We start from the raw sequence: 17,248 nt of genomic DNA on the forward strand, positions 1-17,248 counted from the left end.
TGTTATAATAAACCCATTATTGCACAAAGGACAAGCAGGTATATGACTGGTATTTACGGAGAGTTCGAACCCCATCTTTGGCAGGTGATGAACCAACTAACACAAGCTATTGAAAAAGAGAGCCGGCAGCAAAAAGAGCGTACTGGTTTCAAACTCTATGAGCATCTCTTGGCACGCATCAAGACTGAAGCTAGTATGGTAGAGAAGTGCCAGCGCAAGGGACTTAGCCCCACAACGCATTCTGCCCTGAAAGTAATCCATGACAGCATTGGTATTCGTGTCATCTGTGGGTTTGTGGATGATATTTACAAAACTGTCCAGCTCCTCAAGTCCCTGCCCAATGTTCAGGTCTATGCTGAAAAAGACTATATCAAGCAGGCTAAACCCAATGGTTATCGCTCCTATCACTTGATTTTAGAAGTAGAGAGTGAGCAGGCGGATGTGGATGGCAATATGCCAGGCCGTTATTTTGCTGAGATCCAGCTCCGTACCATCGCCCAGGACTCCTGGGCCAGCTTAGAACACCAGATGAAGTATAAGCATCATGTTAAAAATCAAGAGATGATCACCCGAGAACTCAAGCGTTGTGCTGATGAGCTAGCTTCTAGTGATCTATCCATGCAGACGATTCGCAATCTTATACAAGAAAGTGGGGATTAGTGCTATGAAAATTTTACTAGCAGAAGATGAAGAGCAGCTCTCACGTGTCTATCAGGCTGCTTTAGAGCATGAAGGCTATCAGGTTGATCGCGCCCAGAATGGTCAGGTGGCCCTGGACTTAGCCAATGCACACACTTATGATGTGATCATTCTTGACATTATGATGCCGGTAAAGACTGGTTTAGATGCTCTGAGGGAGCTCCGTGCTTCTGGTGATAAGACCCATATCATTATGCTAACCGCCATGAGTGAGATTGATGACCGAGTGACTGGACTGGATGCTGGAGCTGATGAATACCTCAATAAACCCATATCCCTAAAGGAACTCCTAGCCCGATTGCGCTCTATGGAAAGGCGCTTAGATACCTATACAGATAAGGTCTTAGAAGTCGGTTCAGTCAAGCTAAATGTCATGGAGCAAGAATTGAGCGCAACCAACAGCATCCGTCTCTCCAGCAAGGAAACACGCCTGATGGAAATCCTGATGCTAAATAAAGGTAAACATCTTGGAACCCAAGAGATCTTCCAGCAAGTCTGGGCTAAAGATGATAATCCAGAGGTGACCCCGGACTACGTCTATGTCTATATTTCTTATCTGCGTCAAAAGTTGCAGGCCATTCAGTCTGATCTCCAGATCATCGGCGATCAAGATAGTGGCTTCGAACTCGTTCAAACAGGTGATAGCCATGTATGATAAATTACGTCTTCGTATCATCCTTATCGCATCAGTAGCCCTAGCCTTAGCCCTAGGACTATTTTCCAGTGTATTAACCAGCTCTTATAGGCTCACCAATAATCAGCAGGTCGACAATGTTTTACGCCTCTTGGTAGCTAATGATGGGCAACTGACCTATAATTCAAAGACTTCAGAGCGCCTCGGATTTCACTCACCAGACGACCTTTATCAATACCGTTATTTTAGTGTAACGGTTGATAAGCAAGGGAAAATCATCTCCTCGTCCACAGACAATATCCAATCCATTAGTCAAACAGATCAGATAGATTTGGTTGAAGAGATGTTGGAGCGAAATACAGACAAGGGTATGATCCAGTTAGGTGAGGGGAATTTTTCCTATCAAGAAACCCCTGCTGATGATGGTAACAAAACCTTTGTCGTTCTGGATAGTAGCCAGTTTTATGACACGACCAGGCGCTTAACCAGGCTGACCTATTTGATGTCTGTGATCAGTTTCGTCGTCTTTCTAGCTATCTTCACTCTCTTTTCTGGCCGTATCATTCATCCTTTTATCCGAAATATGGAAAAGCAGCGGCGCTTTGTTACCAATGCAGGACATGAGCTAAAGACCCCTCTAGCCATTATTCAGGCTAATACAGAATTGCAGGAGCTCATGACTGGAGAGACAGAATGGTCCCAGTCTACCAAGGATCAAATCACTCGCCTGACCAGCTTGATTAATTCCATGGTCGCTCTAGCTAGGCTGGAAGAACAGCCAGATCTCGTTCTATCTCAAATCGATTTTTCAAACCTTGTCCAAGATGCTGCCGAGGACTTCAAAGGTCCCGTGATCAAAGATGGTAAGTCATTTAATATGCAGATAGAACCCAATATCAAGATCAGAGCTGAAGAAAAGTCGATTTTCGAGTTGGTTACTATTCTGGTAGACAATGCCAATAAATATTGTGACCCAGAAGGAGCGGTTCAATTAGTCCTCAGCCAACGTGGCCGCAGGCGCAAGCGTGCCCGTCTAGCAGTATCCAATACCTTTAAAGAAGGAAAAAATGTGGATTATAGCAAGTTCTTCGAGCGCTTCTACCGTGAGGATGAGTCCCATAGCCATAAGCATAAATCAGGCTACGGGATCGGCCTGTCCATGGCGCAAAGCATGGTCAAGCTCTTTAAGGGACGCATTTTTGTCAGCTACAAGGATGATACCATCACCTTTAACGTTGACTTTCCCATCGTCTAATCCTAATACCTAACCCCAAAAAGCCCTGGGCTAGCAAAGGGAGGGCGCAATTTCTGTGCTATAATTAAAAAAACAAAGAGTAAGGAGATCCTATGAATAAGTCCCAATGGCTAGACTATTTCAGCCAGATCAATAGTCGTCAGCCAAGTCCAGAAGAAATTGACCAAGCCCTTCAAAACGGAGAATTTGTAGAAGAAGTACAAGAACCCGACCAAAGTGGATCAGCTTCCCTGGATGCCGCTTCCTTATCAACTCAGTCTGTTCAACCAGCCTTATTGAATAATAGCCAGAGAACGTCCTTGCTCCACCCCCCTAGAAAAACTAAAAAGATGACCTGGTTTTTAGTTCTAGGACTTATCCTTTTGGCACTCTTTCTAGGTCTAGGTGGTTACAGCACATATCGCTATACTTCTGCCAATTTAGAAGGGACTTATGAGGTCGTCTATACCAAGGAATATGAGACAAATGATGTCGAAAATTTTGAAAAGCTGTCTGAAAACTCAAGCCGCATCTATGCAACAGTCGATGCCCATAAAGAGATTCAGCTCTTTGATCAAGTCGTCGATGAAGTTGATGATGTCAGCGATGACATTCACAGCGATTATCCCAGCATTGACATCGCCTCTTACTTTAAAACACCTTTAAAGGTCGATCAATGGCACCACAAGATCATAGCTAGTCAAACCCCAGCAGCCTACCAAGCTAGCATTCTCAGGGACCTAAAAAAAACTGTTTCCTGACATGACCAAGGCAGAGCGCCAGAATGAAGCAGAGACCTATGTTGATCCCTTTAAAAATATTAGCGGTAAACAACCTAAACACGTGATAAGCTACGAAAAATCAGGTGATCAAGTCACTGTTCACATCGCTAAAACATCTGGCAAAAAAGTGATGACCCTCAAATTCAAAAAATTAAGCCCAAGTAAGGCTGATAAGGTCATCAAACAATATCACAGAGATATTAAAGACTTTGAGAATTACGCCCGCAACACTAATACCTATTAGCTGAAATTATAAAAGATAGCTCATCACCTGCCACTGACAGAAATTGAAGAGCTATCTAAACGACTAAAAGACCTATCACTGACAAGTGATAGGTCTTTTAACATAAGGTCAGTTACTCACTAAGCCAAACACAAGGATAAGAGTGTTAAAATAGCCAGTCCACCTTGTGTTAAGATGATTTTAGGATGAGAGGTCACAGCCCCATAAGCAGCGACCAGAATAATATAAATCATGATGGGCATGAGCATAGATGGATTCCAAATCAGAGCGTAGAAAATACCGAGTCCAATTAAGCCATTGTAGACCCCTTGATTTTTAAAAAGCGTATTTAAGGAAGGGCTAGCCAGCTCTTCTTGAGTCATGCCAAAAACACGTGCAGTCGCAGCAGATGCAGTCGCAAATGTTTCCAAATATAAGATATAAAAGAACTCCAAAGCAACAAGAACAGCCAATACCATACTTAAAATAGTCAAAATAATTCCTCAATTCTAATGAAATACTTACTTATCATAGAACCTCTCAAAAGGAAAGGCAAATAATCTGCTTGCTAGAGAACATGATACGAAAAATTTCTGGTGAAATTTTTCAGGAGAAATATTATAATGTAGTGCAAAAGGAGGTGCTTATGACTAAACCAAACCAAGAAGACCTCAGCGTCAATCAAGAGGACTACAATTTCCATGTTGACATGACTCCAGTATTTTCAACGGGGAAGGGCGTAAACGAAGCAGTTGTTCGCCAGATTTCAGAAAAGAAGCAAGAACCCGCTTGGATGCTAGACTTTCGTCTAAAAGCGCTTAAGGCTTTTGAAAGCATGCCCATGCCTAGCTGGGGTCCAGACCTATCTGAGGTCAATTTCGATGAGATTGTCTACTACCAAAAAGTCTCCGATACACCAGCCCGTGACTGGGATGAAGTTCCTGACAAGGTCAAGGAAACCTTTGAGCGCTTGGGAGTCCCAGAGGCTGAGCAGGCCTACCTAGCAGGAACGGTTGCCCAGTATGAATCAGAAGCAGTCTATCGCAATATGAAGACAGATTTGGAAGAAAAGGGCGTGATTTTTACAGATATCGACTCAGCCCTCCAAGGCTATCCAGAGCTTTTTCGCCAGTATTTTGGGAAATTAGTACCACCGACGGATAATAAGCTAGCTGCCTTAAATTCTGCTGTCTGGTCGGGAGGAACCTTTATCTACATTCCCGAAGGGGTTCACGTCGAGGTTCCCCTGCAGCTTTATCTGCGTATCAATAATGAAAACACCGGTCAGTTTGAACGGACTCTGATTGTAGTGGATAAAAATGCTAGCATGCATTATGTCGAAGGCTGCACAGCACCAACCTATACAACTAATAGCCTGCACGCAGCTGTGGTTGAAGTCTTTGCCCTAGAAGGGGCTCATATCCGCTACAGCACCATTCAAAACTGGTCAGATAATGTCTATAACTTAGTAACCAAACGAGCGACTGCCAAGAAAAATGCAACAGTTGAATGGATCGATGGTAACCTAGGCTCCAAGACAACCATGAAATACCCAGCTATCTATCTGGATGGTGAGGGCGCAACAGGCACCATGCTGACCATAGCCTTTGCCAATAAAGGTCAGGATCAGGATACAGGTGCCAAGATGATCCACAATGCCCCGCATACAAGGTCTTCCATCATTTCAAAGTCTATTGCACGGGCAGGCGGTAAGGTCGACTACCGCGGTCAAGTGACCTTTGCTCAGCAGGCCAGCAAATCTCTCAGCCATATCGAGTGTGATACCATCCTTATGGATGACCTCTCCTCATCAGATACCGTACCTTATAATGAAATCCATAACTCCACGGTTAGCCTTGAGCATGAAGCCAAAGTATCAAAGATTTCAGAAGAGCAGCTCTTTTATCTCATGAGCCGTGGTCTAACTGAGCAAGAAGCCACTGAAAAAATTGTCATGGGCTTCATTGAACCATTTGCAAAGGAGCTCCCTATGGAGTACGCTATTGAGCTCAATCGCTTGATCGCCTTTGAAATGGAAGGATCTATCGGTTAATCCTAATAACGATTTCTTAAAGAAGCTGTCACAAAAGGCCAATAACTGTATCAATCTGATAATCAAGAATAAGACCAAGCAGTCTGGGCAAATTGTCTCAGGCTCTTTTAACTTGGTAATGGTTTCAGTGCAGTATTTCTTGAAAAATACTTGTTAATACAGTACAATAGGTGAGCTTGTGACGAGGATGCTGGGCGAAATAATGAGTTGATGGGAGCACGGAAAATCTATGAAAGAAACTGTTATGGTACTGCATTTTCATAGTAAATATAGGGCGTATTATGATTTGAGTTTATGGCAGTGGCGAGAGAGTGTTCTAGGATCAGAGTGCCACTTTTCGCTATTTGACAGTTTTGGAGCCAGAGCGACGCTGACTTATAACAGTAATCAGGAAGTCAAACAAATTGGAGTCCTCGTAAAAAATAGGGACTGGTCCTTCAAAACACAGGACTATCATGTAAACCTTCATCAAGGCCAAAGCAAAACGGAAATTTGGATAATAGATGGCGATCCAGAAGTTTATTATTCCCATCAAGCTGCTATTACCAGCCACCACTATAATCACCCTAGACCTAAAGCTTTTGACATGGCCATCAATAGCAAAACCTTTGATAAAAAATGGGGGTTTTCTGGCTGGCTAGGTTACCACTATCAAAAAGAGCAGACCCAGTTTCGACTGTGGGCTCCCACTGCCCAACTAGTGGAAGTAATCCTCTATAGTTCCACCAACCCTGAGTCCAGTGTCAAAAAGGTCATCCCTATGGCAAGAGGAGAAAATTTCCAGCCAGATAACCATAGGCTCAATACCTGTGGGGTATGGTTTCTAACCGTTCACGAAGATCTCAATTACCATGCTTACGCTTACCGCATTCACTATAAAAAACGGATTTTCAGAGACAGTCGCGATCCCTACAGCATAGCGGCTACAGCAGATGGTTTAAGATCAGTTGTCATTTCTAAAAAAGATAGACAACCTAAGGATTTTACTGTTACTTATGGCGACATGGCTCCCTGGCGCCTCACTAACCCTAACCAAGCCGTTATTTGTGAACTGCATATCAGAGACTTTACCCAGTCGGAAACATCCGGTATCCCTGAGAATTATCGTGGTACGTTTAAGGGAGCTTATTATAGAGGAAGTCAAAATCCATACGGAGATAAGACCGGATTGGACTATATCAAGGAGATGGGTTATAGCTATGTTCAACTTCAACCTATCTTTGATCACCACCAAACGATCCTTGATGATGGCAGTTATGCCTATAATTGGGGATATGACCCAGAAAATTACAATGTTCCTGAAGCTAGTTTTTCGACCAATCCAAATGAGCCAGTGACACGAATTATCGAGCTTAAAGAACTCATCCAAGCCTACCATGATGCAGGAATTGGTATTATTATGGATGTTGTCTACAATCACACCTATTCAACAGAAAATTCTCCCTTTCAGTTGACTGTGCCGGATTATTATTATCGCATGAACCCTAATGGGAGCTTTCAGGATGGCTCAGGATGTGGCAATGAAACAGCTTCTGAAAAAGAAATGTTTCGAAAATATATGATAGATTCTGTGACTTATTGGATTGAAGAATACGGTATTGATGGCTTTCGATTTGATCTGATGGGCTTACATGATATCGATACCATGAGAGCAATCCGGCAGGCTGTCGATGCCATTGATCCTAACATCCTCCTCTATGGCGAAGGATGGGACATGGGAGTCGGTTTAGCCCCTCAAGATAAAGCTAAAAAGGAGAATGCTTCCCTGCTCCCACGGATTGGATTTTTTAATGATACCATTAGAAATGCTATAAAAGGCGCAGAAGTTTATGGGCATCTAGAAAAGGGTTTTGTATCAGGCGAACCCACAGAAGAAATCCTTGCTAAAGGGTTTTTAGGCAGCGATGAGCTCAACCCTTATCAGACGCCTAGCCAAGTCCTTAACTATGTCGAAGCTCATGATAACTACAATCTCAATGATCTTTTATGGGAGCTTCATCCTTCTGATGAACTGGATCACCACCGTAAGCGTGTGCGATTAGCCACCGTTATCAACCTGACCATGCAAGGAATCTGTTTTATGCAGTTAGGGCAGGAGTTTTTGAGAAGCAAACGCTATCCCACAGGTCCAAAAGGCGAATTGACACAGGCAGATAAAGCGCGTGCCATGAATTCCTACAATGCCCCCGATGAGGTCAATCAGATCGACTGGAAATTGAGAACATTAAATGAGGATATCGTCCAGGATGTTCGTGATGTGATCCATCTTAAAAAAACGAATCCCCATCTTTCCTATCAGTCTTACCAGAGAGTGAGAGAGGCTGTTTTGATCACCAGTGCTCAGGCAGGAAGTGGTAAAGTAATGATCACATTTAAGGATGACCAATCGTATATGATTTTTGATGCCAATAGAAAAAACTACGAAATAATGCTGACAAATGATGGGAAGAATGGTAGAATTTAGACGTAGGAAGTTTTACTTTTTATTAAGGTAAAACGAACGTTCTTTGAAAAACTAGAGATAATCAAGAGATTGTTTCTAGTTTTATTTTAAAGGACAGATGAAAGCGCTAACACATCTACGGTGCATGCTTGGAGGAAAGCGAGGTGGAGTATCAATGTCTGATGATTCAGAAAATTTTTACAACTGGGGCAGAGGTGAGAGCTTCCATGCCTATGAATTTTTAGGTGCTCATCCTTGTGATGAAAGAGGAAAAGAAGGTTATGTGTTTAGGGTGTATGCGCCTAACGCCCAAAATGTTTCTGTTATTGGTGATTTCACACAATGGCGGGAAAATCCCTTGGAAATGGTTCGCCATGAATCAGGAATTTGGGAGCTTAAAACCAATTTAGCACAGACGGGACAACTTTATAAATATTTGATCACACGTGCTAATGGAGAAGTGGTCGAAAAGTTAGATCCATTCGCCTATTATTTGGAAAAGAGACCAGGGACGGCAGCCTATTTGCGACCTTTCGCTCAGCATCATTGGCATGACGGGCATTGGTTGGCTAGAAGACGACGTCATGGGTTTAGAAAAAGGCCTGTAGCTATTTATGAAGTGCATGCTTCTTCTTGGAGAGATGGGAGGACTTTTAAGGAATTAAAGAACGAGTTGATCCCCTATCTTGTAGAGATGAACTATACCCACGTTGAATTTATGCCAGTGATGGCCCATCCTCTGGGAATGTCGTGGGGTTATCAACTGATGGGGTATTTTGCCTTCGAACATAGTTATGGAACTCCTGAAGAGTTCCAAGATTTTGTAGATACCTGCCACCAGAATAACATTGGCGTTATAGTAGATTGGGTTCCTGGCCATTTTACACGCAATGATGATGCCTTGGCTTATTTTGATGGGACACCAACCTTTGAGTATCAGGATCCTGATCGTGCCAACAATAGTCGATGGGGCGCCCTAAACTTTGATCTCGGTAAAAAACAAGTCCAATCCTTTCTAATATCATCTGCCTTGTTTTGGCTGGAGCATTATCATATTGATGGCATTCGTGTAGATGCAGTCTCTAACATGATCTACAGAGACTATGATGATGGCCCTTGGACGCTCAATCAATTTGGAGGAAATCGTAACATCGAAGGTTATGATTTTTTGAGAAGGCTGAACGCTATTGTAAAAGACTATCATCCAGACGTTATGATGATAGCAGAGGAATCAACGGCTGATACGCCCATTACGGGAAGTATTGAAGAGGGAGGTCTTGGTTTTGACTACAAGTGGAACCTAGGCTGGATGAATGATACCTTACAATTTTTCTCGACGGATCCTATTTATCGTAAATATGATTTTAATCTCTTGACCTTTAGCTTTGTTTACTGCTTCAGCGAGCGCTTTATCCTCCCCTTTTCTCATGATGAAGTGGTTCATGGAAAGAAGTCTCTCATGCATAAAATGTGGGGAGATCGCTATAACCAGTTTGCTGGTTTACGCTTGCTATACACTTATCAGTACTGCCATCCTGGTAAGAAATTACTTTTTATGGGGTCAGAGTTCGGCCAGTTTTTAGAGTGGAAGTATGACCAAGGATTGGAGTGGTCAAATCTTGCTGAGGAGGATCTGCTCAATGTAAAAATGCAACAGTTTACCAGTGATTTGAACGCTTTTTACAAAAAACAGCGCCCCTTGTGGGAAAATGATGAGAATTATGAGGGACTGGAGATTATAGATGCTGACAATAAAGACCAGTCAGTCCTCTCTTTTATCCGTAAGGACAGTAAGGGGGATAGTTTGGTCTGCATTTTTAATACAACACCAGTAGAATATCGTCATTTTACGATAGGAGTCCCCATCCCTGGACTCTATCAGGAGATCTTTAACACAGAGATGGAAGCCTTCGGTGGTGTATGGAAAGAGCATAATCCCAACACTAAAACCCAGCCTAACCAATGGAAGAATTACCAGCAAACACTCAGTTTTACACTCCCAGCAATGGGAGCAAGTATTTGGAAAATTAAACGTCGTCAAAAACAATAATCTAATCATTATTAAGAGGAGTAAGGTATGAAAAATGAAATGTTGGCACTGATCCTTGCAGGTGGACAAGGAACACGTTTGGGAAAATTAACGCAAAGCATTGCTAAACCAGCTGTGCAATTTGGTGGGCGTTATCGTATTATCGATTTTGCCTTATCCAACTGTGCAAATTCGGGAATTGATAATGTCGGAGTTATTACCCAGTATCAGCCCTTAGTTTTGAACAGTCATATTGGTAATGGCTCTTCTTGGGGGCTGGATGGTATTGACAGTGGTGTTAGCATCTTGCAGCCCTATTCAGCTACAGAAGGGAATCGTTGGTTTTTAGGGACCAGTCATGCTATCTACCAAAATATTGATTATATTGATAGCATAGACCCCGAATACGTTCTAATCCTGTCGGGAGACCATATCTATAAAATGGATTATGACGATATGCTCCAAACGCACAAGGATAATCAGGCCAGTTTGACAGTAGCTGTCATCGATGTTCCCCTCAAAGAAGCTAGTCGCTTTGGTATTATGAATACGGATGTTAATAATCGGATTGTAGAATTTGAAGAAAAACCTGAACATCCCAAATCCACCAAAGCTTCTATGGGGATTTATATCTTTAATTGGCAAGAACTGAGGAAAATGCTACTCGATGCCCAAAAGAATGATATAGAGATGTCAGACTTTGGTAAGCACGTCATTCCAGCTTATCTGGAGCAAGGAGAACCTGTCTATACCTACGACTTTTCTGGTTATTGGAAGGATGTCGGTACCATCGAGTCACTCTGGGAAGCCAATATGGAATATATTGGGGAAGATAACAAGCTGGATAGCCGTAATCGCTCTTGGAAAATTTATTCTAAGAATCTCATTGCACCGCCTAATTTCATCACTGAGATGGCTGAGGTGAATGATAGTCTGGTTGTAGATGGCTGCTATGTAGCTGGACAGGTTGATCACTCCATTCTCTCTACAAATGTTAAAGTGGAAGAAGGTGCTGTCATCAAAGATAGTTTTATTATGAGTGGTGCTACTATCAAAGCCGGTGCAAGGATTACTCGAGCCATCGTTGGTGAAAATGCTGTCATCGGTGAGAATGTTATCATTGATGGCAGCCAAGAAGTAGAAGTCGTTGGTTATAATGAGGTCATTGGAGGTCCAAATGAAGATTGATAAGTATACAGCAATTTTAGGAAATACGATCGGTTATCCGGACATGGGAGAGCTGACAACTAATCGTCCCTTGGCTAGTTTACCGTTTGATGGAAAATATCGCCTGCTTGATTTTCAACTGTCCAGTATTGCAAATGCTGGGATTCGTAGCGTCTATGGGATTTTTAGAGGCCAAAATATTCGCTCAGTTTTCGATCATGTACGCTCAGGACGTGAGTGGGGTTTGAATACTTTATTGAGCCACTATTTTCTTGGATTTTATAATACCGAGGAAAACACCAATGTCGCTGATGCAGATTACTATGGACAGATTTTGACCTATCTCAAACGATCAGATTCCGATCAGACCGTCTACATGTCCTGCGACTTATTGGCTAATATAAATCTAAAACAAGTTCTCCATGTCCATAATGTAATGGATCGTCAGATGAGTGTTGTCTACAAAAAGATGCCTCAAGAGGCTATCTCTAAAGATAATGAAATCCTAGACATCGATACCTCTGATACAGTTATTGGAAAGTTGGATCATGATCACAAGCAAGAAACAGCTCCAATGTCTGCAGATATTTATGTTATTAATACACCTTACCTTATCGAAAAAATGGGAGAAGAGGCTAAAAAAGATCATCCTAGGAAGATCCGCTTTTTGTTGCGTGACCTAATTGTTGAATCAGGTGCTTTGGCCTTTGAGCACACAGGCTATCTAGCCAATATTCATTCGATAAAATCTTATTATGATGCCAATATGGATATGTTGGATCCTCAAAAGTTCTACACCCTATTTTATGGCAACCAAAAAGTCTATACCAAAGTAAAAAATGAGGAAGCTACTTATTTTGATACGGATTCGAATGTCAGCAACTCACAGTTTGCTTCTGGATCCATTATAAAAGGAGATGTTAAACACTCTATCATTTCACGTTCCTGCCGTGTTGAGACTGGCTCCAAGGTGACAGACAGCATTGTCTTTCCTAAGGTAAAAATTGAAGCAGCTGCAGTAGTCGAGCATGCTATCATAGATAAGAACGTCATTGTTCCCGCTGGTGTGACAGTAAAAGGAACGATAGAAAATCCAGTGGTTATCGGTAAAAATCAAGAAATTACGGGAGACATTATTGTATGAAACTACTGTTTATTGCGGCAGAGGGAGCACCTTTTGCCAAAACGGGGGGCTTAGGTGATGTCATAGGAGCTTTGCCTAAATCGCTTGCAAAAAAGGGGCATACCGTTTCTGTCATTCTTCCCTATTATGATTCGGTTGCTGCTAAATTTGATAGTGAAATAGAAGATCTCTTATATTTTTATACCAATGTTGGCTGGCGTCGCCAGTATGTTGGTCTAAAAAAAATCGTCCGTGATGGCGTGTCGTTTTACTTTATTGATAATCAGCAATATTTTTACCGTGGCGCTGTCTATGGCCAGTGGGATGATGGAGAGCGCTTTGCTTACTTCCAATTAGCGGCAATAGAAGCTATTGAGAAGATCGGTGAGATTCCTGATATTGTCCATGTCCATGATTATCATACGGCCATGATTCCTTTTTTGCTCAAGGAAAAATATCATTGGATTCAGGCTTACCAAGACATTAAGACAGTCTTTACCATTCATAATATTGAATTTCAAGGGCAGTTCGATCCAGGTATGCTTGGAGACTTGTTTGGTGTAGGTGATGAGCGCTATTTGGATGGAACCTTGCGGTGGAATGATTGCCTCAACTGGATGAAAGCAGCCGTCCTCTATGCAGATCGTGTGACAACTGTCTCTCCTAGCTATGCAAGAGAGATCCAGACACCAGAGTTTGGTAAGGGACTGAGTCAGATTATGATTATGGAGTCCGGCAAGCTATCAGGAATTGTCAATGGAATTGACACTGACTTGTTTGATCCAGAAACAGATCCCCTAATCCCTCATCATTTCTCAATGACAGATTTATCTGGTAAGGTTCAAAATAAAGCAGCCCTTCAAGAACAACTAGGACTCCCTGTTCGCCCAGATGTCCCTATGATAGGCTTGGTATCTCGTTTAACAGATCAAAAGGGATTTGATTTAGTGATTGAGGAGCTCCACCATATTCTTCAAAACGATTTACAGATTGTTTTACTTGGCACTGGTTATCCCCATTATGAAGCTAGCTTATCTTGGTTTGCGAGTGCATTTCCTGATAAGCTATCAGCTAATATTACTTTCAACTTGACCTTAGCTCAGCAAATCTATGCCTCCTGTGACTTTTTCCTGATGCCGTCAGCCTTTGAGCCTTGTGGCCTTTCTCAAATGATGGCTATGCGCTATGGTAGTTTACCGATTGTATCGGAAGTAGGGGGATTGAAAGACACGGTTATTCCCTATAATCGCTATGATAAAACAGGAACGGGATTTAGCTTCGGAGAATTTTCATCTTATTGGATGACCCGCACCATTCAAGCAGCTCTCGATGTGTACTGGAACGCTCCAGAAGATTACAGACAATTACAAAAAAATGCCATGTCATCTGATTTTTCTTGGGATAGTGCTAGTTCAGAGTATGTGACTTTGTATGAACAACTTTCCTGATAGTGTAACGAAACTGGTCATAGGCGTTGATAGATCTGCAAGATGACAGTGACTGTGACCCCAGTAAAATATGAAAATAAGAGTGTGGGGGAAGTGATAATAAAAAGTGCACAGAAAGCACCTCCCACTCTTATTTTATGCCTGAGTATGTAGGCGAAAGGATGAACAATGCAATTAGAAAATTTAACAAAAGATCAATTTATTCGTGATTTTAAGGATACCTTACATGAGGAGCAGCTGATAAAAGTTCCAGATGCGACGGCTTCAGAAATCTTTACCAGCTTAGCTAAACTCATTCGAAAATACTATGCAGACACTTGGATTTCCAGGAATCAGTTGCTATCAGAGAAAAAACAAAAAGTAGCTTACTATTTTTCGATCGAGTTTCTCCCAGGTCGTATGCTAGAAACCAATTTACTGAATTTAGGCATTTTAGACCTGGTCAAGGAGGCCTTCACAGATCTAGACATTGACTTTAGAGACATTGTGGAAGCTGAGCATGATATGGCTTTGGGAAATGGAGGCTTGGGCCGCTTGGCCGCTGCCTTTATGGATTCTCTAGCAACTACAGGCTACCCTGGATTTGGTAATGGGCTGAGATACAAGTATGGTCTCTTCAAACAGCGTATTGTCGATGGCCATCAGGTGGAAATACCTGACTCTTGGTTTGGATCTATTGGTAATGTCTGGGAATATCGCAAAGATCACGATGTCGTGGATATCAAGTTGTTTGGGGATGTCTACCTTGAATCTAATGAGGAAGGTCGTCTCATCCCAATTTATCATAATGCACAAATCTTACGGGCAGTTCCTTATGATATTCCTCAGATCGGTTTTGAAAATCAAGTGATCAATAACTTGCGTCTCTGGGATGTTGAAATCCCTGAAGAATATGAATTGCAATACCCAACCTTGGAAGATCGTCGCAAAGTTCAGGATATAACAGCCATACTATACCCTGATGATAGTAATTATGAAGGGAAGCGCTTGCGCTTGATTCAAGAATACTTCATGACCAGTGCAGGGCTTCAAACGATTATCAAGAATTATCTTAAACAAGGTCTTCCTCTGGATAAGATCCATGAAAAAGTTTCAGTCCATATCAACGACACCCATCCAGCGGTAGCCCCTGCTGAGTTCATGCGTATCCTTGTGGATGATTATGGTCTTGGATGGAATGCAGCTTGGGAGACGACGGTCAAAACGATGAGCTACACCAATCATACGATTCTGTCAGAAGCTCTAGAAAAATGGGATGCCAATCTTTTCAAAGAAGTGCTGCCACGTGTTTATCAACTAGTCTTAGAAATTGATAATCGCTTTGTTTCAGATTTGGTAAATGATAATAGAGATGCTGGATTGATCGAACGGACCCGCATTGTGAAAGACGGCCAGATTCATATGGCCCACCTAGCGATTATCGGTGGTCACTCAGTCAACGGTGTTGCCAAATTACATACTGAGTTACTAAAAGAAGATACCTTGCATGACTTCTATACACTCTATCCAGAAAAATTCAACAATAAGACAAATGGAATCGTCCCACGTCGATGGACACAGATTGCTGCTCCAGAACTGTCACAAGCTATTGATGAAACCATTGGTAAAGCGTGGCGCAAGGATATTCACCAGCTAGAGACTTTATCAGCCTTTGTTAACGATGAGGACGTTTTGGATAAATTCTACCGAGTCAAAAAGGCGGCTAAAGCCCGTCTTGCAGCCTATATCAAGAAGTCTACAGGTGTAGAAGTTTCAACAGATGCGATTTTTGATGTCCAAGTCAAGCGTCTTCATGCCTATAAGCGTCAGCTTCTAAATGTTTTACATATTGTTAAACGCTATTTAGACCTCAAAGATAATCCAGACCTTGACGTCGTTCCTCATGTCTATATCTTCGGTGCCAAGGCTGCTCCAGGTTATCATTTTGCTAAATCTGTTATCAAACTCATCAATGAATTAGCTAATCTTATCAACAACGATGAAAGCATTCAAGGGAAATTAAAACTTGTTTTTCTTGAAAACTATAATGTTAGCCTAGCAGAACTCATCATACCAGCGGCTGATGTTTCCGAACAGATTTCTCTAGCTTCCAAAGAGGCTTCTGGAACTTCAAATATGAAATTCATGATGACAGGAGCGGTGACTCTGGCGACCCTGGATGGTGCCAATATTGAAATCAAAGATGAAGTTGGCGATGATAATATCATTATCTTTGGAATGAATAAAGATGAGGTTTATCGCCATTATGCTAACCATGATTACGATTCACGCAAAATCTATGAAACCAATCCCACAATCAAGCGCCTGCTAGATACTTTAATCAATGGTACTATCCCTAATGCACAGGCTCAAGGTTCTGAGATCTATGAAGCCTTGATCACTTATAACGATGAGTACTTTTTACTGGAAGATTTCGCTTCCTATAGCCAAGCTCAAGAACGCATTGACACCCTCTATCGGGATAAAAAATCTTGGATGCAAATGAGCTTAACCAATATTGCTAAGTCTCATAAATTCACCTCTGATGATACTATTAAAGAGTATGCCGAGGAGATATGGCAATTAGAAAAATAAGGTCTTGAGTAAGAAGCTATAAAATACAATAAGATAGCAAGGACTCTCAATCCAGATCCAGTCAGTTCAAGTTGGTAAAGATAGTCTAGATAGACTCCCTTGCATATCGAATCGCTCCTATCCGGTGTTCCTTATAAGCTGAAATCCTAATGTCAGCAGATTTGTGGTAAAAATGGTAAGATAGCCTAAGTTTTAACAGCTTCTAAGGAGGTAACTATGGCCTTTATCAAGGAAAAATTTGAAGATAGCAACATCGAGCGTTTCATGAGCGAGATCAGCGATGAGCTTTTACCCCTGCTCAGTTTTATGACGGATTTGGAGTTACGTTCCTTGCGCTATGAGCTAGCCGAGGCAAGCAGTAGCAGGCGTTCGTATAAGTGCTATCTCTTTGAATCGCCATCCCCTTTCCAAGGCTACGGTCAGTTTGCTTTTCAAGTAGTGTTTCATTATCAGACTAAAGAGATTGAAGTCAGCCACCTATCGGGTGTGACTAACTTGTCAGCAGCCTTCGATGTCCAGCAGATCATCGAGTTTTTAGCCAAAGATTTTTTTGTAGAATTTTTCTAGCCCATGACCAATAGAATATGAGACAAGCAAAAAAAGACACATAAACGTTCATCGGTTCATGTGTCTTTTTGCGTTTCTTAATTCTTTTTCTTCATCTCACCTTGTGGATAATAGGTGCCTTCTGGTAGATCGTTGATAAAGACATGGATAGCTTCCTTTGGCGCCTTGGCAACACGTGAGACAACCTCAGTAACTTCACGAGCCAGCTGATCTTTTTGCGCTTGACTGCGCCCTTCAAATAAATCGATTTTAACAAATGGCATTATCGTCCT

General features: G+C 42.0%; 15 protein-coding genes. 13 read left to right on the plus strand and 2 right to left on the minus strand.

The genetic code is table 11. The features are described from left to right. Positions 1–42: 42 nt before the first annotated feature. The 5 genes from AC4HAI_RS05860 (at position 43) to AC4HAI_RS05880 (ending at position 3,593) form a co-directional block, all read left to right on the plus strand. Positions 43–660 carry a GTP pyrophosphokinase gene (locus AC4HAI_RS05860; protein WP_491110808.1) on the plus strand — a complete coding sequence of 206 codons (618 nt, stop codon included), beginning with the start codon at positions 43–45 and terminating at the stop codon, positions 658–660. A 4-nt stretch (positions 661–664) separates the two neighbouring features. Beyond that, positions 665–1,354 carry a response regulator transcription factor gene (locus AC4HAI_RS05865; RefSeq protein ID WP_491079233.1) on the plus strand — a complete coding sequence of 230 codons (690 nt, stop codon included), beginning with the start codon at positions 665–667 and terminating at the stop codon, positions 1,352–1,354. Next, positions 1,347–2,588, plus strand: a complete 1,242-nt coding sequence (locus AC4HAI_RS05870; protein WP_491110810.1) for a sensor histidine kinase — start codon at positions 1,347–1,349, stop codon at positions 2,586–2,588. Before AC4HAI_RS05865 ends, AC4HAI_RS05870 begins: the two co-directional genes overlap by 8 nt. Positions 2,589–2,680: 92 nt before the next feature. Next, complete coding sequence (locus AC4HAI_RS05875; protein ID WP_491110811.1) at positions 2,681–3,328, plus strand: hypothetical protein; 648 nt, start codon at positions 2,681–2,683, stop codon at positions 3,326–3,328. Position 3,329: 1 nt separating this feature from the next. Continuing rightward, positions 3,330–3,593 (plus strand): hypothetical protein, encoded by a 264-nt coding sequence (locus AC4HAI_RS05880; RefSeq protein ID WP_491110812.1) that lies wholly within the window; start codon positions 3,330–3,332, stop codon positions 3,591–3,593. A gap of 119 nt (positions 3,594–3,712) precedes the next feature. On the opposite strand, the gene AC4HAI_RS05885 is transcribed toward AC4HAI_RS05880, so the two are convergent. Next, complete coding sequence (locus tag AC4HAI_RS05885; RefSeq protein WP_491110814.1) at positions 3,713–4,066, minus strand: DUF1304 domain-containing protein; 354 nt, start codon at positions 4,064–4,066, stop codon at positions 3,713–3,715. 152 nt (positions 4,067–4,218) lie between these two features. Here AC4HAI_RS05885 and sufB point away from each other — a divergent pair, with 152 nt between their 5' ends. The 8 genes from sufB (at position 4,219) to AC4HAI_RS05925 (ending at position 16,976) form a co-directional block, all read left to right on the plus strand. Then, positions 4,219–5,625 carry a Fe-S cluster assembly protein SufB gene (sufB, locus tag AC4HAI_RS05890; protein ID WP_491110816.1) on the plus strand — a complete coding sequence of 469 codons (1,407 nt, stop codon included), beginning with the start codon at positions 4,219–4,221 and terminating at the stop codon, positions 5,623–5,625. 229 nt (positions 5,626–5,854) lie between these two features. After that, positions 5,855–8,089: a type I pullulanase gene (gene pulA / locus AC4HAI_RS05895; RefSeq protein ID WP_491110817.1), complete on the plus strand. Its 2,235-nt coding sequence runs from the start codon at positions 5,855–5,857 to the stop codon at positions 8,087–8,089. A 154-nt stretch (positions 8,090–8,243) separates the two neighbouring features. Further along, positions 8,244–10,118, plus strand: coding sequence for a 1,4-alpha-glucan branching protein GlgB (gene glgB / locus AC4HAI_RS05900; RefSeq protein ID WP_491110818.1), 1,875 nt, complete (start codon positions 8,244–8,246; stop codon positions 10,116–10,118). 27 nt (positions 10,119–10,145) lie between these two features. Continuing rightward, positions 10,146–11,285, plus strand: coding sequence for a glucose-1-phosphate adenylyltransferase (locus AC4HAI_RS05905; RefSeq protein ID WP_491079226.1), 1,140 nt, complete (start codon positions 10,146–10,148; stop codon positions 11,283–11,285). Beyond that, positions 11,275–12,408, plus strand: coding sequence for a glucose-1-phosphate adenylyltransferase subunit GlgD (gene glgD / locus AC4HAI_RS05910; protein ID WP_491110820.1), 1,134 nt, complete (start codon positions 11,275–11,277; stop codon positions 12,406–12,408). Before AC4HAI_RS05905 ends, glgD begins: the two co-directional genes overlap by 11 nt. Further along, positions 12,405–13,835 (plus strand): glycogen synthase GlgA, encoded by a 1,431-nt coding sequence (gene glgA / locus AC4HAI_RS05915; protein ID WP_491110821.1) that lies wholly within the window; start codon positions 12,405–12,407, stop codon positions 13,833–13,835. The genes glgD and glgA overlap by 4 nt, the downstream gene beginning before the upstream one ends. Positions 13,836–14,003: 168 nt before the next feature. Then, positions 14,004–16,409 (plus strand): glycogen/starch/alpha-glucan phosphorylase, encoded by a 2,406-nt coding sequence (locus AC4HAI_RS05920; protein WP_491079223.1) that lies wholly within the window; start codon positions 14,004–14,006, stop codon positions 16,407–16,409. A gap of 216 nt (positions 16,410–16,625) precedes the next feature. Next, positions 16,626–16,976, plus strand: a complete 351-nt coding sequence (locus AC4HAI_RS05925; RefSeq protein WP_491110823.1) for a hypothetical protein — start codon at positions 16,626–16,628, stop codon at positions 16,974–16,976. A 77-nt stretch (positions 16,977–17,053) separates the two neighbouring features. Here the strand turns inward: AC4HAI_RS05925 and AC4HAI_RS05930 are convergent, their stop codons facing one another. Further along, positions 17,054–17,239, minus strand: a complete 186-nt coding sequence (locus AC4HAI_RS05930; RefSeq protein ID WP_491079221.1) for a 4-oxalocrotonate tautomerase — start codon at positions 17,237–17,239, stop codon at positions 17,054–17,056. Positions 17,240–17,248: the final 9 nt, after the last annotated feature.

This window comes from Streptococcus sp. ALY_208, from assembly GCF_058314295.1.

Bases quoted from the DNA above. Each gene is read 5' to 3' on its own strand.
- AC4HAI_RS05920 (WP_491079223.1), top strand. From the start codon at position 14,004: ATGCAATTAGAAAATTTAACAAAAGATCAATTTATTCGTGATTTTAAG.
- AC4HAI_RS05865 (WP_491079233.1), top strand. From the start codon at position 665: ATGAAAATTTTACTAGCAGAAGATGAAGAGCAGCTCTCACGTGTCTAT.
- pulA (WP_491110817.1), top strand. From the start codon at position 5,855: ATGAAAGAAACTGTTATGGTACTGCATTTTCATAGTAAATATAGGGCG.
- AC4HAI_RS05860 (WP_491110808.1), top strand. From the start codon at position 43: ATGACTGGTATTTACGGAGAGTTCGAACCCCATCTTTGGCAGGTGATG.
- AC4HAI_RS05875 (WP_491110811.1), top strand. From the start codon at position 2,681: ATGAATAAGTCCCAATGGCTAGACTATTTCAGCCAGATCAATAGTCGT.
- AC4HAI_RS05925 (WP_491110823.1), top strand. From the start codon at position 16,626: ATGGCCTTTATCAAGGAAAAATTTGAAGATAGCAACATCGAGCGTTTC.
- AC4HAI_RS05930 (WP_491079221.1), bottom strand. From the start codon at position 17,239: ATGCCATTTGTTAAAATCGATTTATTTGAAGGGCGCAGTCAAGCGCAA.
- sufB (WP_491110816.1), top strand. From the start codon at position 4,219: ATGACTAAACCAAACCAAGAAGACCTCAGCGTCAATCAAGAGGACTAC.
- glgB (WP_491110818.1), top strand. From the start codon at position 8,244: ATGTCTGATGATTCAGAAAATTTTTACAACTGGGGCAGAGGTGAGAGC.
- AC4HAI_RS05905 (WP_491079226.1), top strand. From the start codon at position 10,146: ATGAAAAATGAAATGTTGGCACTGATCCTTGCAGGTGGACAAGGAACA.
- AC4HAI_RS05880 (WP_491110812.1), top strand. From the start codon at position 3,330: ATGACCAAGGCAGAGCGCCAGAATGAAGCAGAGACCTATGTTGATCCC.
- glgD (WP_491110820.1), top strand. From the start codon at position 11,275: ATGAAGATTGATAAGTATACAGCAATTTTAGGAAATACGATCGGTTAT.
- glgA (WP_491110821.1), top strand. From the start codon at position 12,405: ATGAAACTACTGTTTATTGCGGCAGAGGGAGCACCTTTTGCCAAAACG.
- AC4HAI_RS05870 (WP_491110810.1), top strand. From the start codon at position 1,347: ATGTATGATAAATTACGTCTTCGTATCATCCTTATCGCATCAGTAGCC.